Below are 25,332 nucleotides of genomic sequence, written 5' to 3' on the forward strand. Positions count from 1 at the left end.
ACTGGCTTTTAACACACTGTTGAGTTCTCAAGAAACGGACGCGTACACCATCACCCCCACCCGACCAACCGGTCCGGCAGAACTCCGGGGCGTTCCATTTCGTATTTCAACCGTACAAGCCTATCAAGATTGTGTCAAATTGCTGACCGGCAGCTGTATTGTCACAAAACCTGTAAACTCGCTAGGATTCTCTCTGCCTCACTCTCGAGGCAACCCACTGAACCAACCCTGCCATCCAGGAAACAGCGAACTCAACCGGTTTTCCGGTGACCTACGCGGAGTCCGAACGCTCAGGTTCGTTCAGGTGGAGTGGCCCTGGGCCCGTCCGCCGATCGGCGTCCGGCTCGCTCCGGGGCATTGAAAAGATTATGCCCCCTTCGAAGCATCGTCAAATCAGCTGCTCCCGACAAAACCGCAGGTCAGCGCGGTTGCTTAGGAAAACCAGAAGCGTTCGCTACCGGAATGTTACTCAACAAGACGGTCGGCGCCCCGACCGGAGCCGGACGCCGACCGCTCGGGATCTTCCGCGTTGACCTGGCCAAAGGCCAAAAGCCAACAAAGACCAGGACAACGCGGAAGATCCCCATCGCACCAGAGACCCGGGGAGCGGTGCGGATGTGCGGAAGAAAAGTCAGGGCGCGAGGATCTCGACGCCGCCGACGGAACGCTTGCCACGGCGCAGCACCAGGAAACGTCCGTGGAGCAGATCATCGGCGGACGGCACGTACGCCTCGTCGGTGACCTTGACGTTGTTGAGGTAGGCGCCGCCCTCCTTCACCGCTCGGCGCGCCTCCGACTTCGACTTGACCAGGCCACTCTCGGCGAGCAGGTCGACGAAGGACGCCCCCAAGGTGGGAACCTCCGCGCGCGGCACCTCGGCGAGGGCCTCCCCCAGCGTGCGCGCCGGCAACTCCTGCAGGGAGCCCTGGCCGAACAGGGCCGCCGAGGCGGCGATCACCGCGGCGCACTCGTCGGCGCCGTGCAGCAGCGTGGTGAACTCCTCGGCGAGCGCTCGCTGTGCCTCGCGCCCGGCGGGCCGCTCGGCGGCGGCCTTCTCCAGCCCTTCGATCTCCTCACGGGACCGGAAGCTGTAGATCTTGAGGAACTTCACCACGTCACGGTCGTCCGCGTTCAGCCAGAATTGGTAGAACGCGTACGGGGAGGTCATCTCCGGGTTGAGCCAGACCGCGCCACCGGCCGTCTTGCCGAACTTGGTCCCGTCGGCCTTGGTGATCAGCGGCACGGTGAGGGCGTGCACGTGGCTGCCCGTCACCCGGCGGATGAGGTCCGTTCCCGCCGTGATGTTGCCCCACTGGTCGCTGCCACCGATCTGGAGCGTGCAGCCGTGGCGCCTGTTCAGCTCCAGGTAGTCGTTGGCCTGCAGGATCTGGTAGCTGAACTCGGTGTAGCTGAGCCCTTCTCCGCCCAGTCGGGCCGAGACCGACTCGCGGGCGAGCATCCGGTTGACCGGGAAGTGCTTGCCGACATCGCGCAGGAAGTCGATCGCGGACATGCCCTCGGTCCAGTCGAGGTTGCTGACGAGGATCCCGGTCTTCTCGTCCGAGAAGTCAAGGAACTTCTCCACCTGGACGCGGATCCGCGCCACCCATTCGGCCACGACGTCGGAGGAGTTGAGCGAGCGCTCGGTGCTCCGTCCGCTGGGGTCGCCGATCAGGCCCGTCGCGCCGCCCACCAGGCCGATGGCCCGGTGGCCCGCCCGCTGGAGGCGGGTGAGGGTGAGCAGCGGGACCAGATTGCCGACGTGCAGGGAGGGGGCGGTCGGGTCGAAGCCGCAATAGACCGTGATCGGACCCTCGGCCATCGCCGCACGCAGGGCGTCGATGTCGGTGGACTGCGCGATCAGGCCGCGCCAGGCGAGGTCATCCAGAATGTCGGTCACGATCCTTGCTTTCCAATGCTCGAAGGGACATTTAGCGCTCTTGTACACCCTGCCCGATCACGGCACCACCACGCCACTCGAAACCCTTCTCGCGCACGAGGACAGCCGGGAGGAAGACCGACAGGGGAGAGCACGCGCGGCCTACCGGCGGCGTGGGACATGCGGGCGGTGGGGTGAGACCGTGGGCTCGCCGTCGATCCAGAAGCGCCACGGCGTCTCCTTTCCTGACGAGACGCCGGTGCGTGGCCCCGACAGGATGGACGACGCCTTGGCCGGTTCACCCTCGATCACGGAGAGTGATCCTGGGGCGCAGGCGTCGAGCCCGTTGTGCTCGCGGGTGAAGGCGAGCGCCACCGCCAGTCGCGCCGGCCCCCTGGCGAGATCGACCTCCCTGACGGGCTTGGTGCTCCCCGCGCCCCGGCGGGCCAGGGCGGTCTCCACGCCGGAGATCACCTCTCCGGCCCGCAGCAGCACACCGGAGCCGATCATCTCGGGAAGGCACGTGAGGTTGGCGCAGAAGTGCATACCGTACGTGAAATAGACGTACAGGTGGCCCGGTGGGCCGAACATCACCGCGTTACGTGGCGTCCGGCCCCGGTAGGTGTGCGACGCGGGATCCTCACCCGGCAGCCCGTAGGCCTCGACCTCGGTGAGGCGCAACGCGACCGGTCCGTGTACGAGCACCCGTCCCAGCAGGTCGGGGGCGACCTCGTGGGCGGGCCGGTCGAAGAAGCCGCGGGCCAGCGGCGCGTCGGACCGGCCCTCGTCCTGCATCAGCTTCCGCTCGCCCAGGCGGCCTGAGCGTCGACGATCTCTCGCAGCGCGATGAGCTGGCCGCGTACCCGGTCGGGTGCCGTACCGCCGTGCGCCTTGCGGGCCGCCAGGGCGCCGGGCACCGAGAGGACCTCACGGGAGTCGGGTGTGAAGTGCGGTGAGACCTTGGCCAGTTCCTCGTCGGTGAGCTCGCCGAAGTCCTTGTCGTTGACCTGGCACCAGACGACCAGATGCCCGACCGCCTCATGAGCCTCACGGAAGGCGACCCCCCTGCGGACCAGCAGCTCGGCCAGGTCGGTGGCGAGCGCGAACCCGTCGGGGGCCGAGGCCTCCAGCTTGGCGGTGTTGACGCGCATGGTCGCGACGAGCCCGGCCATCGCGGGAAGGACCAGCAGCAGGCTGTCGACGGAGTCGAACACCGGCTCCTTGTCCTCCTGCAAATCGCGGTTGTAGGTCAGCGGCAGGCCCTTGAGGGTCGTCAGCAGCGCCATGAGGTTGCCGATGAGACGGCCGCTCTTGCCTCGGGCCAGCTCGGCCACGTCGGGGTTCTTCTTCTGCGGCATGATCGACGAGCCGGTGGAGTAGGCGTCGTCCATCTCGATCCAGCGGAACTCCTGCGAGGCCCACAGGACGATCTCCTCGCCCAGCCGCGACAGGTGCACGCCGATCATCGCCGCGTCGAACAGGAACTCGGCGGCGAAGTCGCGGTCGGCGACGGCGTCCATCGAGTTGGGCGCGGCGGAGTCGAAGCCGAGCTCTGCGGCCACGGCCTGGGGGTCGAGCGGCAGGGAGGACCCGGCCAGCGCTCCCGCTCCCAGCGGGGAGACGGCGGCGCGCCTGTCCCAGTCGCGCAGGCGATCGATGTCGCGGGCGAAGGCGTGCACGTGCGCCAGGAGCTGGTGGCCGAAGGAGACCGGCTGCGCGTGCTGCAGGTGGGTCATACCGGGGGCCGCGGTCTCCGCGTGCTCCTCGGCCTGGCTCATCAGCGCGGTCTCCAGCTCCACCAGCCTGGACACGATGTGCCTGACGTGGTCGCGGAGGTAGAGCCGTAGGTCGGTGGCGACCTGGTCGTTGCGGCTGCGACCGGCCCGAAGCTTGCCGCCGAGCGTGCCGAGGCGTTCCAGCAGGCCGCGCTCCAGCGCGGTGTGGACGTCCTCGTCGGCGACGGTCGGCCGGAACTCGCCCGCCTTGCAGGCGCGCTCCAGGTCGTCCAGGGCGCCGATCATGCGCGCCAGCTCGTCGTCGCTCAGCAGGTTCGCGCGGTGCAGCACCCTGGCGTGCGCGCGCGAGGCCATCAGGTCGTACGGCACCAACCGCCAGTCGAAGTGCACGCTCACCGAGAGCCTGGTCAGCGCGTCGGCCGGACCTCCTTCGAACCGGCCGCCCCAGAGCCGCATGGGCTTGCCACCATCAGTCACCGTTGTTCTCCCTCCCAGTTCAATCCGCGACCTTAGCCCAATCAGACCGATCGGGCGTCACGGGCGGAGGCAATCTTGGAGGGCAGGCTCCACAGCTCGACGAAACCCCTGGCGAGGGACTGGTCGAAGGTGTCGCCGGTGTCGTAGGTGGCGAGGTTGAAGTCGTACAGCGACGCCTCGGAGCGGCGCCCGGTCACGGTGGCCCTGCCGCCGTGCAGGGTCATCCGGATCTCGCCGGTGACGTGCTCCTGTGCCTCGGCGATGAAGGTGTCGAGGGCCTTCTTGAGCGGGGAGAACCAGAGGCCGTCGTAGACGAGCTCGCCCCAGCGCTGGTCCACCGACCGCTTGAAGCGGGCGAGGTCGCGCTCGACGGTGACGTTCTCCAGCTCCATGTGGGCGGTGATCAGGGCGATGGCGCCCGGCGCCTCGTAGACCTCTCGGGACTTGATGCCGACGAGCCGGTCCTCGACCATGTCGAGGCGGCCGACGCCCTGGGCGCCCGCGCGGCGGTTGAGCTCCTCGATGATCCGGAACGGGGTGAGGTGACGCCCGTCCAGCGCCACGGGGACGCCCTTGACGAAGCTGATGATGACCTCGTCCGCGTCGCGCGGCTGTGCCGGGTCGGCGGTGTAGGCGTAGATGTCCTCGATCGGGCCGTTCCAGATGTCCTCAAGGAAGCCGGTCTCGATGGCCCTGCCCCAGATGTTCTGGTCGATGGAGTACGGGTTCTTGTTGGACGTCTCGATCGGCAGGTTCTTCTTCTCGGCGTAGGCGATCGCCTTGTCCCGGGTCCACGCGTAGTCGCGGGCGGGAGCGATGACCTTGAGCTCGGGGTACAGGGCGGCCAGGCCCGCCTCGAAGCGGACCTGGTCGTTGCCCTTGCCGGTACAGCCGTGCGAGACGTGGGTGCCGCCGAACTCCTTCGCCGCCGCGGCCAGGTGCTTGACGATCAGCGGCCGCGACAGGGCGGAGACCAGTGGGTAGCGGTCCATGTAGAGGGCGTTGGCCTGCAGGGCGGGCACGCAGAAGTCGGTGGCGAACTCCTCGCGGGCGTCCACGACGACGGACTCCACGGCGCCGCAGTCGATGGCGCGCTTGCGGATGACCTCCATGTCCTCGCCGCCCTGGCCGACGTCGACGGCGACCGCGACGACCTCGGCACCGGTCCTCTCGGCGAGGAAGGGAATGGCGACGGAGGTGTCGAGTCCTCCGGAGAATGCGAGTACGACCCGGTCGGTCATGATGGATATCTCCAAGATCTTGTTGGCACAGTGTCAGATGTTGCCAGGGATGACCGCCTGAGCAGGTTAAATACGTCGGTCGGCGTGCCGCAGCAATCCCTCGGCGACAGCTGCCCCGCCCATCGGGTCGCGGCTGATGACGAGAATCGTGTCGTCTCCCGCGACGGTGCCGAGGATGGACTCCCAGTCGGCGTGGTCGATGGCGGAGGCGAGGAACTGCGCGGCGCCCGGCGGCGTACGGACGATGACCAGGTTGGCGGAGGCCTCGGCGGAGACGAGAAGTTCCTCCGCGAATCTGCTGAGCCTGGCGGCGGGCGACTCACCGGTGCCGAGCCTGGCGAGTCCTATCCGGCCGCCGCCCTCCCCCGGCAGGGCGTAGACCAGGGAGCCGTCCTCGGCGCGCAGCTTGAGCGCGCCGAGTTCGTCCAGGTCGCGGGAGAGGGTGGCCTGGGTGACCTCGACACCGCTCTCCAGCAGGAGTTTGGCCAGTTCTGGCTGGGATCTGACCGGTTGCCGCTGCAGGAGGTCGGCGATCCGTGCCTGGCGGGCGACCTTGGTCATCGGGATCGTCATGCGGGTCACCCGCCTCCGGGCGTGTCACCCGCGAGGTCGGCGTTCTGGGCCCCGTCGCGGCCCGCCATCGAGACCAGCCAGTACAGCAGGGCCTTCTGGGCGTGCAGCCGGTTCTCCGCCTGGTCCCACACCAGGCTCTGTGGGCCGTCGAGGACCTCGGCGGAGATCTCCAGGTCGCGGTAGGCGGGCAGGCAGTGCAGGACGACGGCGCCGGGGGCGGCCCGGCTCATCAGCGCGGCGTTGACCTGGTACGGCATGAGGTCGGCGATCCGCTGTTCCTTGCCGTCCTGCCCCATGGAGACCCAGGTGTCGGTGGCGATCACGTCCGCGCCCGCGGCGGCCTCGGCCGGGTCGGCGAGGACGGCGACGGATCCGCCGGTCTCGGCGGCGACCTCGCCGGCCCGCCGGAGGATCTCCGCGTCCGGCAGGTATCCGGCGGGGGTGGCGATCCGCACGTGCATGCCGGCGACGGCCCCGCCGAGCAGGTAGGAGTGGGCCATGTTGTTGGCCCCGTCTCCGAAGTAGGCCAGGGTGAGCCCCGCCGTCCTGCCGAAGTGCTCCCTCACGGTCTGCAGGTCGGCGAGGATCTGGCAGGGGTGGAACTCGTCGGTGAGGGCGTTGACCACCGGCACCGAGGACTCCGAGGCCATGGCCTCGATCCTCTCCTGGCCCGAGGTGCGCCACACGATCGCGCCCACCTGGCGTTCCAGGACTCGGGCGGTGTCCTCGATCGACTCGCCCCGGCCCATCTGGGAGGACCCGGCGTCGAGGATGAGGGGGAGCCCGCCGAGCTCGCCGATACCGACCGCGAAGGAGACGCGGGTGCGGGTGGAGTGCTTGTCGAAGAGGACGGCGACGGTCTGCGGGCCCTCGAAGGGGCGGTAGGCGTAGCGGTCCTTCTTCACGGCCTCGGCCAGGTCGAGCACCTGGGCCTGCTCTGCGGGCGAGAGGTCGTCGTCCCTCAGGAAGTGCCTGACGTGCGCCTGTCCGGCGAGGTTACTGGGCATCTGCGGCCTCGTCGAGGATGGCGGGAAGCGCGGCCACGAAGGCCGCGACCTGGGCGGATGTGATCACCAGCGGGGGCGCGAGCCGTACCGCGTCGGGCTGGAGGGCGTTGACCAGGAAGCCCGCGCGCTGCGCGGCGGCCTGGACCTGGGCGGAGCGGTCGTCACTCAGCACGACGGCCCGCCACAGCCCCCGGCCACGGACACCGGCGAGCAACGGGTGGTCGATCGCGGCGATGCCCTCCGCGAGTTCGGCGCCGAGGGTCCGGACGTGCTCCAACAGGCCGTCCCTGTCAATGGTGTCGAGCACGGCGAGCGCGGCGGCGGCGGAGACGGGGTTTCCACCGAAGGTGGAGCCGTGGTCTCCCTGGGCGAGGACGGTGGCCGCCGTGCCGAAGCCGATGCAGGCGCCGATCGGCATGCCGCCTCCGAGGCCCTTGGCCAGGGTGAGCACGTCGGGCAGGATGCCCTCGTGCTGGTGGGCGAACCAGTGCCCGGTGCGGCCGATCGCCGACTGGATCTCGTCGGCGACGAGCAGCGCGCCGGTGGCGTCGCAGATCTCCCTCGCGGCCGTGAAGTAGCCCTCGGGCGGGGGCACGACGCCCGCTTCGCCCTGGGTGGGTTCGAGGAAGACCGCCGCGCACTCGCCGGTGACCGCGTTCTTGAGCGCGTCCGCGTCACCGTAGGCGACGAAGCGGACATCGATCGAGAACGGGCCGAACTGGTCGCGGATCGAGGGCTTGCCGGTCAGGGCGAGCGCGCCGAGGGTACGGCCGTGGAAGGCGTTCTCCGCGGCCACGAAGTAGGTGCGGCCGTTCGACTTCCCGTACTTGAGGGAGAGCTTCAGCGCGGCCTCGTTGGCCTCGGTACCGGAGTTGCTGAGGAACACCTTGGCCGGGGCTCCGAGCAGGCCGAGCAGGCGCTCGGCGAGCAGCACCTCGGGCTCGTGCAGGAAGAGGTTGCTGGTGTGGGCGAGGGTGGCGACCTGACGGGAGACGGCCTCCACCAGCGCGGGATGGGCGTGGCCGAGCGAGCTGACCGCGATGCCGCCGATCAGGTCGAGGTACTCGCGGCCGTCGACGTCCCAGACCCTCGCGCCCTCGCCTCGGGCCAGCGCCAACGGGGGCACGCCGTAGTTGGCCATGAAGGCGGCCTCGAAGCGCCTGGCGAGCGCCTCTCCTGCGGGGCTTTCCTGCGTGCTCACTCGTCGTTCCCCTTCAGCTGGGCGGGGGCCGCGGGCCGCCGCCTGACCGGCTCCGGCGCGGCCGCCGCCTCGGAGGCGTCCGGCAGCACCATGGTTCCTATGCCCTCGTCGGTGAAGATCTCCAGCAGCACCGAGTGGGGCACCCTGCCGTCGAGCACGTGGGCCCGTGACACGCCGCCCTGGACGGCGGTCAGGCACGCCTCCATCTTGGGGATCATGCCGCTGGACAGGCTCGGCAGGAGCTTCTCCAGCTCGGTGGCGGACAGCTGCTCGATGATCTCGTTCTCGTCGGTGCCGGGGCGCCAGTCGCGGTACAGGCCCTCGACGTCGGTCAGGACGATCAACTTGGAGGCCTGGAGCGCCACGGCGAGCGCGGCGGCGGCGGTGTCGGCGTTGACGTTGTAGACGGTGCCGTCGTCGCTGCGCGCGACCGAGGAGATCACCGGGATCCGCCCGTCGTCCAGCAGGGCTCGCACGGCTCCGGCCTCGACCTTGACGATGTCGCCGACCTGGCCGATGTCGACGCCGACGCCGTCCACGAGGGCGTGCTTGCGTACGGCGGTGAACAGGTGGGCGTCCTCGCCGGACATGCCGATCGCGAACGGCCCGTGCCGGTTGATCAGGCCGACCACGTCGCGGTTGACCTGGCCGACGAGGACCATCCTGACGACCTGCATGGCCTCGGGGGTGGTGACCCTGAGCCCCGCGGTGAAGGTGGACTCGATGCCGAGGAGGTCGAGCTGGGCGTTGATCTGCGGCCCTCCCCCGTGCACGATCACCGGCTTGAGCCCGGCGTAGCGCAGGAAGACGACGTCGGCGGCGAACTTCTCGCGAAGGTGCTCCTCGGTCATCGCGTTGCCGCCGTACTTGATGACGACGGTCGCGCCGTGGAAGCTCGCGAGCCAGGGCAGGGTCTCGATCAGCGTGGTGGCCTTCGTCAGTGCCTCGGCGCGTCTCATGTGGAGTACGCCGAGTTCTCGTGGACGTACTCCGCGGTGAGGTCGGTGGTGTGGATCGTCGCCGTGTGCGGTCCCGCCGACAGGTCGATGGTGATCGTCACCTCGCGCGGGGTGAGGTCGACCTTGGAGCGGTCGTCGCCCGCGGCGCCGCCCCTGCAGATCCAGATGCCGTTCATCGCCACGTTGAGCCTGTCGGGTTCGAAGACGGCGTCGGTGGTGCCGACGGCCGACAGCACCCGGCCCCAGTTGGGGTCCTCGCCGTAGATGGCGCACTTGAAGAGGTTGGAGCGGGAAACGGCGCGGCCGACGGTGACCGCGTCGTCCTCGGAGGCGGCTCCGACGACCTCGATGGCGATCGCCTTGGAGGCGCCCTCGGCGTCCATCAGCAGTTGGCGGGCGAGGTCGGCGCAGACGACGAGAAGGACCTGCTCGAACTCGGCGAGGTCGGGAACGACCCCGGAGGCACCGCTGGCCAGGAGCAGAACGGTGTCGTTGGTGGACATGCAGCCGTCGGCGTCGAGGCGGTCGAAGGTGACCCGCGTCACCTTACGGAGCACCTCGTCGAGTTGCTCGGCGGGCAGGTCCGCGTCGGTGGTGATCACCGACAGCATGGTGGCGAGGCCGGGGGCGAGCATGCCCGCGCCCTTCGCCATGCCGCCGACCATGTAGCCGCCCGCGCCTTTTCTGAAGGAGATCTTCGAGACGGTGTCGGTGGTGCGGATGGCGTCGGCGGCGGCCAGACCACCGTCCCTGGCGAGCTGGGAGACCGCGAGGTCGACCCCGGCCAGCAGCGAGTCCATCGGCAGCCGCTCGCCGATCAGGCCGGTGGAACAGACCGCGATCTCCCCCGCCGAGTCTCCCAGCGCTTCGGCGACCTTCTCCGCAGTGGCGTGGGTGTCCTGGAAGCCGAGCGGCCCGGTGCAGGCGTTGGCGCCGCCGGAGTTGAGGACGACGGCGTGAACCCGGCCTCCGGCCAGCACCTGGGCGGACCACAGGACCGGCGCGGCCTTCACCCGGTTGCTGGTGAAGACCCCGGCCGCGGCGCGCGAGGGGCCGTCGTTGACGATCAGTGCCAGGTCGCGGTCGGCGCTGGACTTGATCCCGGCGTCGACACCCGACGCCCGGAAGCCGAGAGGTGCGGTCACGCTCATGGGGCGACTCCATTGAGAGGTAGGCCGAACTCTTCCGGCAGGCCGAGGGCGAGATTGGCGCTCTGGATCGCGCCTCCGGCCGTGCCCTTGGTGAGGTTGTCGATGGCGACGACGGCGACGACGCGGCCCGCGCGCTCGTCCAGGACGACCTGGAGAGCGGCGGTGTTGGCGCCGAGGGTCATCGAGGTCGCGGGCCACTGGCCCTCGGGGAGCAGCCGCAGGAACGGCTCGTCCTTGGTGGCGGTCTCATACGCCTCGCGCAGGACCGCCGGGGTGAGGCCGGGCCTGGCGGGGGCGGTGCAGGTGGCGAGGATGCCACGGCTCATCGGCGCCAGCACGGGGGTGAAGGAGACGGTGACCGGCTCACCCGCCAGGGGGGAGAGGTTCTGCTCCATCTCCGGGGTGTGCCGGTGGACGCCGCCGACGCCGTACGCGCTGGCGGAGCCCATCACCTCGCTGCCCAGGAGGTTCGGCTTGGGCGCCCTGCCGGCCCCGCTGGTGCCGCTGGCGGCGACCACCACCACGTCGGGTCCGACGAGTCCGGCGGCGAAGGCGGGGAACATGGCCAGGGTGACGGCCGTCGGGTAGCACCCCGGCACGGCGATCCTCCGGGTGGCGCGCAACTCCTCGCGCCGCCCCGGCAGCTCGGGCAGTCCGTAGGGCCAGGTGCCCGCGTGGACGCCACCGTAGAAGTGCTCCCATGCGGCGGGGTCGGCGAGCCGGAAGTCGGCGCCGCAGTCGACCACGAGGGTGCGGTCGCCGAGCTGCTCGGCGACCGCGGCCGACTGCCCGTGCGGCAGGGCGAGGAAGACGAGGTCGTGGCCGCCGAGGGTCTCGGGAGTGGTCTCCAGCAGGATCCTGTCGGCCAGCGGGGCCAGGTGTGGCTGGTGGGCGCCGAGGGCGGTGCCCGCACTTGAGGCCGCCGTCAGCGCGCCGATCTCGATGCCGGGGTGGGACAGCAGCAGGCGCAGGAGCTCACCTCCGGCGTAACCGCTGGCACCCGCGATCGCCGCTCTCATCCGACCCCTCTCGATTTCTGCATAGTCATGCACTACTTCTCATGGACTTACTAGAAAGATTATGCATCTTGGAGGATTGCCATGCAAGCCCGGCGCGGCAGAGGCTCCCAGCCCCAGAAAAACCCCATCCAGGCGGAAAGATCAGAAAATCACGCTTCGCGACTTGTGAATACGGGCACGAGGTCATCGGTAATGTTTCGGCACTGTTGCACGTACCTACCGGTCGGTATCGTGACGTTTCCGGTCCCTCGTTCTCCGGGAGTGCGAACGCATGACTGTCACCCATGACCAGCTCCAAGCCCGGCTCACCGCGCCGGGGCAGCTTTTCGAGACGGAAGAGATCCTCAGCCACGGCGGGACCGTCAGAACCTGGAAGCACGCGCCCCGCGACTTCCGGGCACTTCTCGAGACGAGCAGGTTCCACGGCGACAAGGTCTTCCTGGCGTACGAGGACGAGCGCATCACCTACGAGGAGCACTACCGGCGGACCGCCACGCTCGCGCGACGCCTGGTGGACGACTACGGCGTGGTCAAGGGCGACCGGGTGGCCATCGCCATGCGCAACTACCCCGAATGGGTGATCGCCTTCTCGGCCGCGCTGGCCGCGGGGGCGATAGCCGTTCCGCTCAACGCGTGGTGGACACCGCAGGAGCTGGAGTACGGGCTTTCCGACTCGGGGGCCAAGGTGCTGATCGCCGACGGAGAGCGGGCGGCCGGGCTCGCCGGGCCGGGCCCGGCGCTCATCGTGACCCGCGGCGAGACACCCGAGGGCGCCCGCTCCTTCGAGGACGTGATGGGCGAGGTGGAGGCGGACGTGACGCTGCCCCCGGTCGACCTCTCCCCCGAGGACCCGGCGACGATCTTCTACACCTCCGGCACCACCGGCCGCCCCAAGGGGGCGCTCGGCAGCCACCGCAACCTCGGGCAGTCGCCGATGACCGTCGCCTACGGCATGTACCGGGGTGCGATCAGGGCGGGCAAGGATCCGGGTGAGACCTCGGGGCAGCGGCGGATCACCCTGCTCACCGTGCCGCTCTTCCACGCCACCGGCTGCTTCGCGGCGATGACCACCACCATGTTCAGCGGGGGTGGCCTGGTGCTGATGTACAAATGGGACCCGGGCCGTGCGCTGGAGCTGATCGAGCGCGAGCGGATCACCGGTCTCACCGGCGTACCCACCAACGTGTGGCAGCTCCTGTCGCACCCCGACCTGGGCAAGTACGACATCTCCAGCCTCAGTGGCCTCGGGTACGGCGGCGCCCCCGCCCCGCCGAAGCTACTGGAGCGCATCACCGCGCAACTGCCCAACCGCTCCTCCTCCAACGGGTACGGCATGACCGAGACCACCGCGCTCGCCATCAGCAACACCGGAGCCGACTACCTGGCCAAACCCGACAGCATCGGCCTGCCGATGGCCGTGGTCGAGGTAAGGATCACCGACCCGACCGGCGCCGAACTGCCGGTCGGCGCGATCGGCGAACTCTGCCTGCGCGGCCCGAACGTCATCCTGGGCTACTGGAACCGGCCCGAGGCCACCGCGGAGACCATCGTCGACGGGTGGCTGCACACCGGAGACCTCGCCAGGGTGGACGAGGAGGGATTCGTGTTCATCGTGGACCGGGCCAAGGACATGGTCATCCGCGGCGGCGAGAACGTCTACTGCGCCGAGGTCGAGGCCGCGCTGTTCGAACACCCGGCGGTCGAGGACGCCGCGGTGATCGGGATCCCCCACGAGGAACTGGGCGAGGAGGTCGGCGCGGTACTCCGGCTGTCGTCCCCGGCGAGCGACGAGGAACTGGGGGCCTTCCTGCGCGAGCGGATCGCCCCCTTCAAGATCCCGGTCAGGTTCTGGGTGCGCGAGACGGAGCTTCCCCGCAACCCCGGCGGCAAGATCCTCAAGACCCGGCTGCGCCAGGAGGTCCTGAACCTCTGACGCCCGCTCCACCCCCGGGCCCCGCACCCGTCGTCTCCCGCGAGGGCGGAAACGGTTTTCCGATACCCCACCACGGCGGTGACCCGTTCGGAAAATGATTTGCCCCCGCACGGGTCGCCGCCGAAACTAACTGCTCGTGCCGGAAAACGCCGATCGACCGATCAAATCCCTGCTTCGCCGCCTGGTGATGGATCTCAGCCCCCTGCGCGACTCACGTGACTTCCGGCTGCTCTTCGGCTCCGGCGTCATCACGATGTTCGGCACCTTTCTGACACTGGTCGCGGTCCCGCTGCAGATGAAGGAGCTCACCGGCTCCTACCTGGCGGTCGGCCTGGTCAGCGTGGCCGAGTTCGTCCCGATGGTGGTGTGCGGGCTCTGGGGCGGGGCGATCGCCGACGCCCTCGACCGGCGCAAGATCATTCTTCTCACCGAGGTGGGCCTCTGCCTCACGGTCGCGATCCTGACCCTCAACGCGCTGCTGCCGAAACCACAGGTCTGGGTGCTGTACGTGGTCGGCGCGCTCTCGGCCGGGCTGGGCAGCCTGCAGCGGCCCAGCCTGGAGGCGCTGCTGCCGCGCGTGGTCAAGCACGACCAGCTGACCGCGGCCGCCGCCCTCAGCGCCTTCCGGTGGAACCTGGGCGCCATCGTCGCCCCGGGTCTCAGCGGCCTGATCGCGGCCTGGTTCGGCGTCGCCGTCGCGTACGGCATCAACGTCGTGACCTTCCTGGCGTCCCTGGTCCTGCTCTGGATGGTCCGGGCCCAGCCGCGCTCGGAGGACGGCCCCGAAGCCTCGATCAGCTCCCTGATCGAGGGGGTCCGCTACGCCGTGGGCCGTCCCGACCTGATGGGCACCTATCTGGTCGACATCGCCGCGATGATCTTCGCGTTCTCCACCGCGCTGTATCCGTTCCTCGCCGACGAACTGGGTGCCCCCGAGGCTCTCGGGCTCTTCTTCTCCGCCTCCGCCATCGGCTCGCTGATCGCCTCGGTCACCTCCGGATGGACCGCGCACGTGCACCGGCACGGCCTCGGCGTGATCGTCGCGGCGGCCGTGTGGGGGGTGGCGGTGGCGCTGGCGGCGCTGATGCCCAACGTCTGGGGCATCTTCGCCTTCCTGGCCGTGGCCGGGGCAGCCGACATGATCAGCGGTGTCTTCCGCTCGACCATCTGGAACCAGACCATCCCCGACGAGTTCCGCGGCCGTCTGGCGGGGATCGAACTGCTCTCCTACACCAGCGGCCCGATGCTCGGCAACGCCAGGGCCGGCCTGATGGCCCAGCTCGGCGGCACCCGCTTCTCCCTGGGCGCCGGCGGGTTGCTGTGCGTCGGCGCGGTGGCCGCGATGGCCGCGCTGCTGCCGAGGTTCCGCACCTACGACGCCCGCACCGACGAGCACGCGGTCAGGGAGCGCGCCCGCCGTGAGGAGGCCGCCCGCGCCTGAGACGGACACCGGCGAATATCCTCACGGAACGGAATCACATTGCTACCGTAAGGGCATGACGATCGACGTACGGAGCCCCGAGATGACGGAGTCCTCGCTGCCCGCCTGGGCCTTCCCCCCGCCGGAGGGGTTCGTCGCGGCGGACCTCGATCGCATTTCGCAATTGCCCGCACACACAGAGTTAATTGACGGAAGCCTGGTCTTCGTGAGTCCTCAGGCTTCTTTTCACACGAGCACCATGTATCTCCTGGAAACGGGTCTTAACCGGACCATTCCAAAAGATCTTCGAGCGCGCCGAGAGATGAGCGTCGTCCTGGGCGAGCGGCAGCGGCCCGAGCCCGACATCAGCGTCATCCATGCCTCCGCCGAGCACAGTCCGGAGCAGACCTTCTACCGGGCCGAAGACGTCGTGCTGGTGGTGGAGGTCATCTCCCCCGACTCCAAGGAGCGCGACCGCGACCGCAAGCCGACGCTGTACGCCGAGGCGGGCATCGCACACTTCTGGCTGGTCGAGAACCAGTCGGGAAAGCCCGCCGTCTACGTCTACGAGCTCGACCCGGTCGCCAGGTCCTACGTTCTCACCGGTATCCACCACGACCAGCTCAAGATCTCGGCGCCGTTCGACATCGACATCGACCTGACGGACATCGACCGGCTCTAAAGCCTGGTCCCGCGCCCCGGACACCCCGAGGCGGGCTCCGCCGCACCGGCCGGACATATCCCCCGTCCCTGGCACCGGTCGGCGCGTCTCACCAGCGCCTCACCCACTCTCGTGCCAGCCCTCGTGCCTCTCGGCCAGCGCCTCCAGCCGGGCAACCCCCTCCGGCGACAGCGCGCCGGAAGGGTCTTCGACCACCACCAGCCACTGAGCGTCCTCGGCGTCGTCCTCACCCGCGAGAGTCTCCCTCACCACCTCGGGCACCCCGACCACCGGGAACTCCCCTGCCACGCTCTCGGCGACCTCCTCGGCGGCGTCACGCTCGGCGAACACCAGCAGATGCCTCATCATCCCCTCCTGGGGAAAGCTCTTCTCCGCTCCGGGCGGGCGATCCGCCCCGAGCGACCGGCGAGGTATGCCATCGCCACCTCCCAGAAAACAGGCATCCCGGCCCGATACGGCGAAAAGGGGGCCCGGGACACACCCCGAGCCCCCTGTGAACCGGTCAGGCTCCGCGCTGTCGCGCCCCGGTGCGCTCCCCCGCCAGAGCCACGGCCGCGTCGCGGGCCGCGGTGGTCTCCTCCGCGGTGAGCGTCCGGTCGGACGCCCGGAAGCGCAGCGAGTAGGCGAGGGATTTTCCGCCCTCGCCCACCTGGGCGCCGGTGTAGACGTCGAACAGCCGGATCGACTCCAGCAGCGGGCCCGCGCCCTCGCGCAGCGCCGCCTCCACGGCGGCCACCGGGGTCGCCGCGTCGACGATGAGTGCGACGTCCTGACTCGCGACAGGGTAGGCGGAGATCGCCGGAGCCTGCGGCGAACCGGCGGCGAGCGACTCCAGCCGGGTCAGCTCCAGCTCCATCGCGCAGGTGCGCGGCGGCAGGCCGTACGCCTCGACGACGCGCGGGTGCAGCTCACCGGCGTGACCGACGAGCACGTCACCGGCGTACAGCGCGGCGCAACGGCCTGGGTGCCAGGGTTCGTGCCGGTCCGCGCGGACCTCAAGGGTGACTCCGGCCTCCGCGGCCACCACGCGGGCCGCCTCGACGGCGTCCGCCCAGCCGGCCGGGCGACCCTTGCTCCACCAGCCGGACGGCTCGAACTCCCCGGCCAGCACGACCCCGACCCGAAGCGGCTGGGCGGGTAGCGCGGACTCGATCGAGGCGAGCTCCTCCGGGCTCGGCCTGCGGTCGACGCCCAGCACGGGAGCGACGGAGGGCACGTCGGACGAGGGCCGGTAGACCAGACCCACCTCGAACAGCGCCACGTCGCCGAATCCCCGGCCCACGTTGCGTACCAGCGTCTTGAGCAGGCCCGGCAGCAGCGTCGTCCGCATCAGCGGCTCGTCCTCGCTGAGCGGGTTGGCCAGCCGTACGGCCATGCGGCGCGCGTCATCGGCGGGCAGCTGCAGGTTGTCGAGATCGTGCTCCCCGGTGAAGGGATAGGCGAGGATCTCGACGTACCCCGCGGCGGCCAGGGCGCGGCCGACCCTGCGGCGCAGGCGCTGGCTCTCGCTGAGACCGGCGCCCGCAGGGGCGGCGGGCAGGATCGAGGGCAGGTTCTCGTAGCCCTCCAGCCTGATGACCTCCTCGGCGAGATCGTTCGGGTCGGTCAGGTCCGGCCGCCATGAGGGTGGGGTGACCGCCAGCATGTCGTCACCGGTGACCGCGAGTTTCGCGGCGATTCCGGCGGAGGCCGGGTCGCCCGTGGCGGCGGTGCCGCCTGCCGTGCCACTCGTCACCGACCCGGTCGCGGCGGCGGGGCTCTCCACCGTGCAGCCGACCTGCTCCAGGCGGCGGATCACCGTCTCGCGGTCGTAGGCGGTGCCCGCGACCCTGCCCGGGTAACCGCTCGGGACGGCGATGTGGACCGGTTCGACCTCCACCTCGGCGTGGGTGACGCCCGGCTGGATCGTACCGCCGCCGAGCTCGGCCAGCAGCTCGGCCGCACGCCAGGAGGCGTACAGCGGGAGCTCCCTGTCGACGCCCCGCTCGAAGCGCTTGGAGGCCTCGCTCACCAGGTTGTGCCGGCGCGACATGCGCGCGGTGCCGCTGGCGGAGAAGTGGGCCGCCTCGATCACGATGTCGGTGGAGGTGTCGGAGATCTCGGTGTGCAGGCCGCCCATGGTGCCGGCCATCGAGATCGCGCCCGACCCGTCGGTGATCAGGATGTCGTCCGGGTGGAGCTTGCGGACCACGTGGTCCAGTGTCTCCAGCGTCTCGTCCGGCTCGGCCCTGCGCACCACGATCTCGCCGGTCAGCTTGGCCGCGTCGAAGGCGTGCAGCGGCTGGCCCATCTCCAGCATGACGTAGTTGGTGACGTCGACGGCGAGCGAGACCGGGCGCATACCGGCGCGGGAGAGCCGGGCGCGCATCCACAGCGGACTCGGCGCCGACGGGTCGAATCCGCGGATCTCGCGAAGCACGAAGCGGTCGCAGGCCGACGGGTCGGCGATCGAGGCCGGATAGGACGGGGCCGACGCGGCGGGCGGGGAGACGTCGGCGGGGTCGATGAACGCCGAGTCGAAGGCGGTGGCGGCCTCGCGGGCCACACCCCGGATCGAGAGGGCGTAGCCGATGTCCGGAGTGATCTCCAGCTCGATCACGTCGTCACGCAGGCCGAGCAACTCGACCACGTCCGCGCCGATCGGCGTGCCGGCGGGCAGCACGAGGATGCCGGGTGAGGAGTCGGCCATGCCGAGCTCCGCCTCCGAGCAGATCATGCCGTCGGACAGGCGCCCGTAGGTCTTGCGCGAGGCGATCTCGAATCCGCCGGGCAGCACGGCGCCGGGCAGCGCGACCGGAACGCGGTCGCCGGCCTCGAAGTTGGTCGCGCCGCAGACGATCTCACGCGGCGCGGCCTCCCCCACCTCGACCTGACAGTGGCGGATGGGCTTCTTGAAACCCTCCAGCGTCTCGAAGGAGATCACCTCGCCCACGACGACGTTCTTGATGTCGTGGCCGTAGGAGGTGACGGATTCGAGCTTGAGCCCGGCGGCGGTGAGCTTCTCGGCGATCTCGTGCGCCGTGACGGCGGGGAGATCGACATACTCCCGCAGCCATGAAAGCGGGACCTTCATCAGATCTCCATTCCGAAGGGAAGCGTGAAGCGGACGTCTCCCTCGACCATGTCGCGCATGTCCTCGACGTTGTGACGGAACATCAGGGTGCGCTCGACGCCCATACCGAAGGCGAAGCCGCTGTAGCGGGCGGGGTCGACGCCGCAGGCGACGAGCACCCGCGGGTTGACCATGCCGCAGCCGCCCCACTCGATCCAGCCCTCCGACTTGCAGGTGCGGCAGTGCGGGTTGCCCGGCAGCGCGGAGGCGCCACGGCAGACGAAGCACTTCAGGTCCATCTCGGCGGAAGGCTCGGTGAACGGGAAGTAGTTGGGCCGGAAGCGGGTGGTGATGCCCTCACCGAACATCACCTCGGCGAACCGGTCGAGGGTGCCCTTGAGGTGGGCCATGGTCAGGCCCTCGTCGATCGCCAGCCCCTCGACCTGATGGAAGACCGGGGTGTGGGTGGCGTCGAGCTCGTCGGTGCGGAACACCTTGCCCGGCGAGATCACGTAGACCGGGAGCTCCCGGGTGAGCAGCGCCCGGATCTGGACGGGAGAGGTCTGGGTGCGCAGCACCTTGCCGGAGTCGACGGACTCCACGAAGAAGGTGTCGTGCTCCGAGCGCGCCGGGTGGTCGGGAGAGATGTTCAGCGCGTCGAAGTTGAACCACTCCCCCTCCAGCTCGGGCCCCTCCGCCACCTCGTAGCCCATCGCGACGAAGGCGTCGGCGATGCGCTCCTGAAGGGTGGTGAGCGGATGCCTGGCGCCGCGGGGGGCGCGGGTGGAGGGCAGTGTGACATCGACGGTCTCCTCGACGAGGACCCGCTCGTCGCGCTCGGCCTCCAGCTGTGCCTGCCGCTCGGCGAGGGCGTCGGCGACCGCCCGGCGGGCGCCGCCGATGCGCTTGCCCGCCTCGGAGCGGGCCGCCGGAGGCAGCGCGCCGATCTCACGGTTGGCCAGGGCGATCGGCGAGCGGTCACCGGCGTGCGCGAGGCGCACCTGCTTGAGTTCTTCGAGGTCGCGCGCCGCCTTGATGGCGTCGAGCGCTTCGGCCTGCATGCGCGCCATCTCGTCGGCGTGCAGCGGGGTCACCTCGACCGGGTCGTAGTTTGACAAGAGAGAGCTCCGAATCCAGGGCTTGAGCGGCCATGAGTCTAGTCGGGTAAGCCCACCGGGCCGACATTCGCGATCAGGCGAAGTCGGGGGTGCCGGTGGGCACCATAAATCGAAACTCGGCGCCGCCCTCGGGCCCGCGCTGCACGGAGATGGTGCCGCCGTGAGCCTCGATCAGCCCCTTGACGATGAACAGGCCGAGCCCGGTGCCACCGCGACGGCGGGCGTTGCCCCGCCAGAACTGCCGGAAGACGCGCGTGACCAGCTCGGGCGGGATGCCCTCCCCCTGGTCGCGGACGGACACGCTCACTCCCCATTCACTCGGCTCGACGACTATTGTCACCGTACCGCGCCCGTGCCGCACCGCGTTTTCCATCAGGTTGGCGAGCACCTGATCGATCTTGTCCTGGTCGAGCCAGGTCTCGGGCAGCTCACCGCGCACCTGGAGCACGAAGCGGTCCTCCGGCTCGCCCGCGGCCACCCGGCCCGCGATGATCCTGGAGATCCTGGCCGGGACGTCGACCACCTGGCGGTGGATCTCCAGCCGCCCCGACTCGATGCGCGAGACGTCGAGCAGCTCGGTGATCAGCCGGGTCACCCGGTCGGCGTCGGCGTTGACGGTCTCCAGCATGACGAGCTTCTGATCGTCGGTGAAGCGGGTCCACTTGGCCAGCAGGGTCGCGGTGAACCCCTTGACGCTGGTCAGCGGGGAACGGAGCTCGTGGGCGACGGTGGAGACCAGGTCGGCGCGGCTGCGCTCCAGGCGGGCGCGGGCCCCGGCGTCGCGCAACGTGATGACCACCCGGACGACCGCGCCACCCCGCCTGGGCTCGCGCACCAGCCGGGCGGCCACCAGCAGCTCCTGGCCGCCGGAGGTGCGCAGCGGCAGCTCGGGCTGGCGGGCCCGGCTGGACAGGCCACCGTAGGGGTCGAACCACTTCCACCAGTCGCGCCCGTCGTGGTCGTGGAAGGAGAACACGTCGCGCAGGTGCCGCCCCGCGGCCCGCTCGCGGGTGACGCCGGTCAGACGGGCCGCGGACCGGTTGACGGTGAGCACACGGCCTTCACCGTCGGTCACCACGAGGCCGTCGGGAAGCTCGTCGACGTCGATCACAGAAGCGGCATCGGTGCTCCGCTCACCGGTGTGTTCGCCGTGCACGACCCCGCCTCCTCGACGCTACATCGCCGACAATAGCGGGTTTCTCACGCCGTACGGCAGCCTCGCCGGGCGGGCGGCGTCACCTGGGGCCGGGGCCGGTGCGCTGAGAACGGGCAGATGCATACAGACAGACCGCGGCGGCGGTCGCGAGGTTCAGGCTCTCCGCCCGCCCGTAGATGGGAACCCGGACGACCTCGTCCGCCAGCTTCAGGATCTCCTCGGGGAGCCCCCACGCCTCGTTACCGAAGATCCAGGCCGTCGGGCCCGACAGGTCCACGTCGTCCAGGGTCTGCCTGCCCGCGCCGTCGGCGGCGAGCACCCGCAGCCCGGCCCCCTTCAGGTGTTCCACGGCCCGCGCCACCGGGACGCCCGTGGTGACGGGAAGGTGAAACAGGCTGCCGGCGCTCGCCCGCACACACTTGCCGTTGTAGGGGTCGACCGAGGCGTCGGTGAAAAGGACGGAGTCGGCGCCCGCGGCGTCGGCCGTACGCAGCACGGTGCCCGCGTTGCCGGGATCACGGACGTGAGCCAGCACCGCCACCAGCGTGGAACCGGAGACGACGGAGGTGTCCAGGGGCACGTGCACGAAGCGGCACACGGCCAGCACCCCCTGGGGGGTGACGGTCTGGGCCAGTTCGGCCATCACCTCGCCACTGGCCCGATGGACGGGCACCCCCGCGGCGGTGGCGGCGGCGACGATGTCGGCGTGACGCGACTCGGCCTCGGCCGTGGCGAAAAGCTCCACCACGACCTCGTCCAGCGCCAGCGCCTCGCGGACCGCCTGCGGCCCCTCTGCCAGGAAGGAACGGTCGCGGTCCCTGAAGGCCCGCTTCGTCAGCCTCCGCGCGGCCTTGACCCGCGGCGACTTGATGTTGGTCAGCTCAGACCCGGCCATGCCCGTCCCCCAAGAATGCGAATGCGGCCCGCAGCGTCATCGCTGCGGGCCGCACGGTCGTCAGTACCTCGCTCAGCCGGCGACCGGCGCGTTCACGTCGGCGGGAAGCGCCTTCTTGGCGGCCTCCACCAGCGTCGCGAACGTGGCGGCGTCGTTGACCGCGAGGTCGGCGAGGATCTTGCGGTCGACCTCGATGGAGGCGAGCCGCAGGCCCTGGATGAGCCTGTTGTAGGTGATGCCGTTCTGGCGGGCAGCGGCGTTGATGCGCTGGATCCAGAGACGGCGGAAGGTGCCCTTGCGGTCCTTGCGGTCGCGGTAGGCGTACGTCATCGAGTGGAGCATCTGCTCCTTGGCCTTGCGGTACAGCCTGGATCGCTGACCCCGGTAGCCCTTCGCCCGCTCGAGAACGACCTTGCGCTTCTTTTTGGCGTTGATCGCCCGCTTCACGCGTGCCATGTGTATCTATCTCCCCGGGGGCGGTTACTTAGCGAGCAGCTTCTTGATCTTCTTGGCGTCGGCCTCGGAAAGCACGACCTCGGGCTTGAGACGACGCGTCAAGGTGGACGGCTTGTGCTCGTTGTAGTGCGCACGGTTGGCGCGGCGGCGCACAAGCTTGCCGGAACCCGTGAGCCTGAACCGCTTCTTCGCACCGCTGTGCGTCTTCATCTTCGGCATCTCAGCCGTCTCTCCCTCGATCGTGCCGATGTCCCGGGCCGGTAACCCAAGTCAAGGGCGTGCCTGACTACGAGACCGGACCCGGTCTCGGACTGATCTCGCGACTACCTGACGATCCAGGCTATGCGAGTTACTCCTGCGGAGCCGCCACCGCTCCGTTGACGGACACCTCGTCGTTGACGCGCGTCCCGTCCTCGGCCGATGACGCGTCCCCCGAAGGGTTCTCGTCATGTCGCGCCTTGGCGGCGGCCTTCTCGGCCTTGGCCTCGGCCTTCTTCTTGTGCGGCCCGATCACCATGATCATGTTTCGACCGTCCTGCTTGGGCTGGGACTCGACGAAGCCGAGCTCCGTCACGTCCTCCGCCAGCCGCTGCAGGAGCCGGAAGCCCAGCTCGGGCCGGGACTGCTCCCGCCCGCGGAACATGATGGTGACCTTGACCTTGTCGCCGGCCTTGAGGAACCGCACCACGTGACCCTTCTTGGTCTCGTAGTCGTGCGGATCGATCTTCGGCCGAAGCTTGATCTCCTTGATGATGGTGTACGCCTGGTTACGGCGCGCCTCACGTGCCTTCATCGCGGACTCGTACTTGAACTTGCCGTAGTCCATGAGCTTGCACACTGGCGGGCGAGCCGTTGCCGCGACCTCGACCAGGTCGAGGTCGGATTCTTGAGCCAGCTTCAAGGCGTCGCCGATGGAGACGATGCCCACCTGCTCGCCGTTCGGGCCGACGAGGCGGACCTCGGGCACGCGAATGCGGTCATTGATGCGGGGCTCGGCGCTGATGGGGCCTCCTAGGTTGCGATCCGCGGCCGTCCGGGAGGAGGCCGCAACATGCTCGATCGTGCCGGGAGGTCGTAGAACGCACACCCTGTTGAGGGCGTTCGAACGCAAGATGCCCCGCACGTCACGCATGCGGGGCCACATGAACTCGAAGGCTTCACGCCGTAAGCTCTGCCGGAGGTTTAACCCCGGTTGTGATCCTGACCTGTCAACCTTGCGGCCGACGAGGTGGGAGGACGACCTCCGCTTGCGCGTCCAGCAGGCACGCCGGACCGATCGAGTCGTTACTCTACCACAACAGCCTGCTCACACAGAATCATCCCGGCCCCGCGAGCGATCACTCCGCCGGAGCGGCACGCCTGACGATCTCGGCCTTACCCGCCTCGCGCATCGCCTCCACCGGCACGTCCGCGCGGCCGGTCATCATCTCGACCTGCCGGACCGCCTGGTGCAGAAGCATCGGGAAACCACCGACGACGATCCCGCCCCGCTCGGCCACGGCCACGGCCAGGCGGGTGGGCCAGGGCGCGTAGACCACGTCGAAGAGGGCGGGCACGCCCGCCAACGTCCCGGCGAAGTCGTCGGCCACACCGGAGGGCAGGGTCGAGACGACCAGGTCGACCTCGGTCGCGGTGTCGAGCTTGTCGAGGGTCCGCACCGAAAGGTCCATGCCCAGCCGCTCGGCCACCCGGGTGGTCTCCCCCGCCCTGGCGGGGTCGCGGACCACGAGGATCGCCTCGTCGAGGCCCAGCTCGCGCAGGGCGGCGAGCGCGGAGGCCGCCGTCGCCCCGCCGCCCAGGACGGTCGCCGCACGTGGCGGGGCCACGCCCGCCTCGGCGAGCGCCCGGACGATGCCGTACACGTCGGTGTTGTCCCCGTGCCGGACACCGTCGCGCAGGATCACGGTGTTGGCTCCGCCCACCTGGAGCGCGAGCTCCGAGACGGTGTCGAGCAGCGGCAGCACGGCCCGCTTGAGCGGCATCGTGAGCGAGAGCCCCGCCCAGTCTCCCTCCAGGCCGGCGAGGAGGGCGGGGAGTCCGGCCTCGTCGCACTCGATCGCCTCGTAGCGCCAGTCGTGCAACCCCATGCCCTCGTAGGCGGCGCGGTGCAGGTGAGGGGAGAGCGAGTGGACGATCGGCGACCCCAGGACCGCCGCCCTCAGCACCCGTTCACCTTGTTCCTCTCGTACTCGGCCTTGAGCACGAAGAAGTCGGACTCCGCCGAGGCGAACTTGGTGACGCGCTTCGCCGGACAGGTGGTCACGAACCAGACCCAGTCGCCCTTGGTGGGGTTGAGCGCCGCCTGGATGGCCTCGTCACCCGGGTTGGCGATCGGGCCGGGGGGCAACCCCAAGTGCTTGTAGGTGTTGTAGGGCGACTCGCTCTCAAGGTCCTTGTGGGACGCCTCGATGTTGTACTTGTTCAGCGCGTACATCACCGTGCTGTCCATCTCCAGCTTGCGGGGCGGGTTGCCGTCGAGCCGGTTGTAGATGACACGGGCCACCTTGCCCATGTCCTCCTTGGTGCCCGACTCGGCCTGGACGATGCTGGCGATCGTCATGATCTCGTGCGGGGTGTGCCCGAGAGCCTTCGCCTTGCCCCGCAGGTCGTCCTTGTCGGCGGTCTGGTTGAAGCGGTCGACCATCTTGGTCAGGATCTCCGAGGCCGTCATCTTGGGCGTGATCTCGTAGGTGGCCGGGAAGGCGTATCCCTCCAGCTTGCCCCTGGAGTAGGAGGGCAGGCCGAGCTCGCGGGTGTTTCTCGCGGCCTGCTGGAACTCCCGCAAGGGCTTGCCCGTCTGCTTGGCGAGCTGCTCAAGGGTGTCGCTCACGCGCAACCCCTCCTTGAGGGTGACCCTCTCCCGCAGCCGCTTGTCCGGGTCGAGGAGCTTGACGGCCTCGGCGGCCGCCATCTGCTTGCGCATGGTGTATTCGCCCGGTTGCAGGGAGGAGGTCTTGCCCGCGGCGGCGACGGCGTTGACGAATGCCTTCACGCTCTTCACCACCCCCTGCTCCTCCAGGGTCTGGGCGATGTCGGAGGCGCTGTCGCCGTCCTTGATCTCCACGACGACCTCGCCGCTCCCCTGGCCGGCATAGTCGTCGGGAGTCATCACGTCACGGACCCAGGTGTAGCCGTAGAATCCGGCGGCGCCGACTCCGCCGATCAGGACAATGATCGCGAGCATGGGGGCGAGGAAGCCGCCCCGGTTGCGGCGACGCTTCCTGCGGCGGCCTCGGCGGCCCGAGTCGCGGCCGGAGGACGCGTTGGAACCTCGGCGCGACCGACCTTCGTCGTCGGAGCCGACCAGGAAGTCCATATCGAGATCGTTCATAGAGGCGCTGGCCAATCTCCCGCTAGAGACGGCCTGGCGTCAAGCG

Annotated in this window: 23 protein-coding genes; 3 read left to right on the top strand and 20 right to left on the bottom strand. The window is 69.6% G+C overall.

The features are described 5' to 3' along the window. Positions 1-631: 631 nt before the first annotated feature. The 10 genes from tyrS to argC form a co-directional block, all read right to left on the bottom strand. On the bottom strand, positions 632-1,900 hold the full coding sequence (gene tyrS, locus ABZ664_RS31285; RefSeq protein ID WP_350949190.1) for a tyrosine--tRNA ligase: 1,269 nt from the start codon (positions 1,898-1,900) through the stop codon (positions 632-634). 141 nt (positions 1,901-2,041) lie between these two features. Next, entirely contained in the window at positions 2,042-2,674 is a 633-nt protein-coding gene (locus ABZ664_RS31290) for a DNA-3-methyladenine glycosylase (RefSeq protein ID WP_362517713.1), read from the bottom strand. After that, positions 2,674-4,071, bottom strand: a complete 1,398-nt coding sequence (gene argH / locus ABZ664_RS31295; RefSeq protein ID WP_362518039.1) for an argininosuccinate lyase — start codon at positions 4,069-4,071, stop codon at positions 2,674-2,676. The genes ABZ664_RS31290 and argH overlap by 1 nt, the downstream gene beginning before the upstream one ends. Before the next feature lie 62 nt (positions 4,072-4,133). Further along, positions 4,134-5,333 (bottom strand): argininosuccinate synthase, encoded by a 1,200-nt coding sequence (locus ABZ664_RS31300; RefSeq protein ID WP_362517717.1) that lies wholly within the window; start codon positions 5,331-5,333, stop codon positions 4,134-4,136. Positions 5,334-5,399: 66 nt separating this feature from the next. Further along, on the bottom strand, positions 5,400-5,906 hold the full coding sequence (locus ABZ664_RS31305; protein WP_350949187.1) for an arginine repressor: 507 nt from the start codon (positions 5,904-5,906) through the stop codon (positions 5,400-5,402). Positions 5,907-5,911: 5 nt separating this feature from the next. Beyond that, positions 5,912-6,913 (bottom strand): ornithine carbamoyltransferase, encoded by a 1,002-nt coding sequence (gene argF, locus ABZ664_RS31310; protein ID WP_362517721.1) that lies wholly within the window; start codon positions 6,911-6,913, stop codon positions 5,912-5,914. Continuing rightward, entirely contained in the window at positions 6,903-8,054 is a 1,152-nt protein-coding gene (locus tag ABZ664_RS31315) for an acetylornithine transaminase (RefSeq protein ID WP_362518042.1), read from the bottom strand. The genes argF and ABZ664_RS31315 overlap by 11 nt, the downstream gene beginning before the upstream one ends. 56 nt (positions 8,055-8,110) lie before the next feature. After that, positions 8,111-9,073: an acetylglutamate kinase gene (gene argB / locus ABZ664_RS31320; protein ID WP_362517724.1), complete on the bottom strand. Its 963-nt coding sequence runs from the start codon at positions 9,071-9,073 to the stop codon at positions 8,111-8,113. Further along, positions 9,070-10,224 (bottom strand): bifunctional glutamate N-acetyltransferase/amino-acid acetyltransferase ArgJ, encoded by a 1,155-nt coding sequence (argJ, locus tag ABZ664_RS31325; protein WP_362517727.1) that lies wholly within the window; start codon positions 10,222-10,224, stop codon positions 9,070-9,072. Before argJ ends, argB begins: the two co-directional genes overlap by 4 nt. Then, entirely contained in the window at positions 10,221-11,243 is a 1,023-nt protein-coding gene (argC, locus tag ABZ664_RS31330; RefSeq protein ID WP_362517730.1) for an N-acetyl-gamma-glutamyl-phosphate reductase, read from the bottom strand. The genes argJ and argC overlap by 4 nt, the downstream gene beginning before the upstream one ends. Before the next feature lie 271 nt (positions 11,244-11,514). On the opposite strand from argC, the gene ABZ664_RS31335 reads away from it, so the two are divergent. The 3 genes from ABZ664_RS31335 (at position 11,515) to ABZ664_RS31345 (ending at position 15,278) form a co-directional block, all read left to right on the top strand. Then, positions 11,515-13,176 carry a class I adenylate-forming enzyme family protein gene (locus ABZ664_RS31335; protein WP_362517733.1) on the top strand — a complete coding sequence of 554 codons (1,662 nt, stop codon included), beginning with the start codon at positions 11,515-11,517 and terminating at the stop codon, positions 13,174-13,176. 187 nt (positions 13,177-13,363) lie between these two features. Beyond that, entirely contained in the window at positions 13,364-14,617 is a 1,254-nt protein-coding gene (locus ABZ664_RS31340; protein WP_362517736.1) for an MFS transporter, read from the top strand. Positions 14,618-14,699: 82 nt separating this feature from the next. Continuing rightward, positions 14,700-15,278, top strand: a complete 579-nt coding sequence (locus ABZ664_RS31345; protein ID WP_362518045.1) for a Uma2 family endonuclease — start codon at positions 14,700-14,702, stop codon at positions 15,276-15,278. A gap of 99 nt (positions 15,279-15,377) precedes the next feature. Here the strand turns inward: ABZ664_RS31345 and ABZ664_RS31350 are convergent, their stop codons facing one another. The 10 genes from ABZ664_RS31350 to mltG form a co-directional block, all read right to left on the bottom strand. Beyond that, positions 15,378-15,623: a hypothetical protein gene (locus tag ABZ664_RS31350; RefSeq protein ID WP_362517739.1), complete on the bottom strand. Its 246-nt coding sequence runs from the start codon at positions 15,621-15,623 to the stop codon at positions 15,378-15,380. A 157-nt stretch (positions 15,624-15,780) separates the two neighbouring features. Beyond that, the gene (locus tag ABZ664_RS31355) at positions 15,781-18,351 is read right to left on the bottom strand and encodes a phenylalanine--tRNA ligase subunit beta (protein ID WP_362517742.1); all 2,571 of its coding nucleotides are present in this window, start codon (positions 18,349-18,351) and stop codon (positions 15,781-15,783) included. Beyond that, positions 18,351-19,400 (bottom strand): phenylalanine--tRNA ligase subunit alpha, encoded by a 1,050-nt coding sequence (gene pheS, locus ABZ664_RS31360; protein ID WP_362518048.1) that lies wholly within the window; start codon positions 19,398-19,400, stop codon positions 18,351-18,353. Before pheS ends, ABZ664_RS31355 begins: the two co-directional genes overlap by 1 nt. 121 nt (positions 19,401-19,521) lie before the next feature. After that, a complete protein-coding gene (locus ABZ664_RS31365) occupies positions 19,522-20,604 on the bottom strand; it encodes an ATP-binding protein (protein WP_362517744.1) in 1,083 nt (360 codons plus the stop codon). Positions 20,605-20,683: 79 nt separating this feature from the next. After that, a complete protein-coding gene (locus ABZ664_RS31370; protein ID WP_362517747.1) occupies positions 20,684-21,499 on the bottom strand; it encodes an RNA methyltransferase in 816 nt (271 codons plus the stop codon). 72 nt (positions 21,500-21,571) lie between these two features. After that, the gene (gene rplT, locus ABZ664_RS31375) at positions 21,572-21,955 is read right to left on the bottom strand and encodes a 50S ribosomal protein L20 (protein WP_012892552.1); all 384 of its coding nucleotides are present in this window, start codon (positions 21,953-21,955) and stop codon (positions 21,572-21,574) included. Between the two features lie 24 nt (positions 21,956-21,979). After that, complete coding sequence (gene rpmI / locus ABZ664_RS31380) at positions 21,980-22,174, bottom strand: 50S ribosomal protein L35 (RefSeq protein ID WP_362517752.1); 195 nt, start codon at positions 22,172-22,174, stop codon at positions 21,980-21,982. A gap of 130 nt (positions 22,175-22,304) precedes the next feature. Next, a complete protein-coding gene (infC, locus tag ABZ664_RS31385) occupies positions 22,305-22,958 on the bottom strand; it encodes a translation initiation factor IF-3 (RefSeq protein ID WP_362518051.1) in 654 nt (217 codons plus the stop codon). 334 nt (positions 22,959-23,292) lie between these two features. Next, positions 23,293-24,117 (bottom strand): shikimate dehydrogenase, encoded by an 825-nt coding sequence (locus ABZ664_RS31390; RefSeq protein WP_362518054.1) that lies wholly within the window; start codon positions 24,115-24,117, stop codon positions 23,293-23,295. Continuing rightward, positions 24,114-25,286, bottom strand: a complete 1,173-nt coding sequence (mltG, locus tag ABZ664_RS31395; protein ID WP_362517755.1) for an endolytic transglycosylase MltG — start codon at positions 25,284-25,286, stop codon at positions 24,114-24,116. The genes ABZ664_RS31390 and mltG overlap by 4 nt, the downstream gene beginning before the upstream one ends. Positions 25,287-25,332 lie beyond the last annotated feature (46 nt).

The organism is Streptosporangium sp. NPDC006930, assembly GCF_040635605.1.
Classification (GTDB): Bacteria; Actinomycetota; Actinomycetes; order Streptosporangiales; family Streptosporangiaceae; genus Streptosporangium.